The organism is Streptomyces sp. NPDC002690 (assembly GCF_053592415.1).
In genome coordinates this window covers 1-1,306 of record NZ_JBSFVR010000740.1, presented here as the reverse complement: position 1 = coordinate 1,306, position 1,306 = coordinate 1, and the positions used below count along the sequence as shown (strand labels likewise).

Sequence of the window (1,306 nt, the reverse complement as noted above, 5' to 3'; positions counted from 1 at the left end):
CGTCGCCGCCTGCCCCGCCTTGGTGATCCGTGCCCGGGCGTTCACCAGCCCCAGGGCGCACGAGAAAGGGCCCGACCAGCATTTCTGCTGGTCAGACCCTCTGTCCGGAAGTGCCCCCGGCAGGATTCGAACCTGCGCACCCGGCTCCGGAGGCCGATGCTCTATCCCCTGAGCTACGGGGGCGTATCGCGGTGTTGCTCTGCGACGGGTGAAACACTACCAGCTCCCCGGGGGTGTCCGTGAACGGGTATTTCCGCGGCGCCGGGTGATTCGCGCACGCGGGGGAGAGGGGCCGGGCCGGCCCCCGTGGCGGAAGTGGGCAAAAGCCGGACGCGGCCCCGGGGGCGCACCTACTCTCGAATGGTGTCAGGGGCGTACGGCCGCGTGCTTGTTGTGGACGACAACAAGGTCATCCGGCATCTGATCAGGGTCAACCTGGAGCTTGAGGGCTTCGAGGTCGTGACCGCGGCCGACGGCGTCGAGTGCCTGGACGTCGTGCACCGGGTGCGGCCCGACGTGATCACCCTCGACGTCGTGATGCCCCGGCTCGACGGACCCCGGACCGCCGCACGCCTGCGCGAGGACCCCCGTACCCGCACCATTCCGGTCGCGATCATCAGCGCCTGCACCCCGTACGAGGCGGACCGGGGCGTCGCCGCCGGGGTGGAGGCGTTCCTGGCGAAACCGTTCGAGCCCAGCGAACTGGTGCGGCTGGTGCGCCGCCTCGCGCTGCCCCCGGAGCCCTCCCGGGTGGAGGGCGGCTGCGGCGCCGGACGGGCCGCCGGCGCCGCCCGCTGAGCGGACCGCGCCCCGGCGGGCGACGGCGGGATGCCCGCATGGCGAAACGCGGTCGCAAAGGGCCCCCCTTCCTCCCCTAGGCTGGTCCCGTGACCCCCGCCGACCTCTCCAGGACCGTGCTGCACGCCGTGCGCCGTGCGGTCGACGAGGACGCCCTGCGTGTGGCGGTGCCCGCCCGCGTCCGGGTGGAGCGGACACGCCCCGGCGGCAGCGGGGACTACGCCTGCGCCGTCGCGCTCCAACTGGCCCGTCCGGCCGCGCTGCCCGCGTACGAGGTCGCCCGCATCCTCAAGGACCGCATCGCGGCCGAGCCCGGGATCGGCCGGGTCGAGATCACCGGACCCGGCTTCCTCAACCTCACGCTCGACGCCTTTGCCGACGGAGCCGCCCGCGTCGCCCTCGTGCGCGAGGTGGCGGCGCGCGGTACGGAGTACGGCCACGGCACGGCGCTGCGCGGCGAGGCGCCCCTGCTGACGCACGCGGCCGAGGTCCGGGCCGCCGTCACCGC

At 74.2% G+C, this 1,306-nt stretch carries 1 protein-coding gene, 1 tRNA gene and 1 pseudogene; 2 read left to right on the top strand and 1 reads right to left on the bottom strand.

Annotated elements, in window-relative coordinates:
- Positions 1–111: 111 nt before the first annotated feature.
- Positions 112–183 (bottom strand) — tRNA-Arg (locus ACWD3D_RS37200).
- Positions 184–315: 132 nt separating this feature from the next.
- Between ACWD3D_RS37200 and ACWD3D_RS37195 the strand changes: the two genes are divergently transcribed.
- Both ACWD3D_RS37195 and ACWD3D_RS37190 read left to right on the top strand, forming a co-directional pair.
- Entirely contained in the window at positions 316–798 is a 483-nt protein-coding gene (locus tag ACWD3D_RS37195; RefSeq protein ID WP_451465043.1) for a response regulator, read from the top strand.
- A gap of 89 nt (positions 799–887) precedes the next feature.
- Positions 888–1,306 (top strand): annotated as a pseudogene (locus ACWD3D_RS37190) (ArgS-related anticodon-binding protein NrtL); the annotation flags it as partial.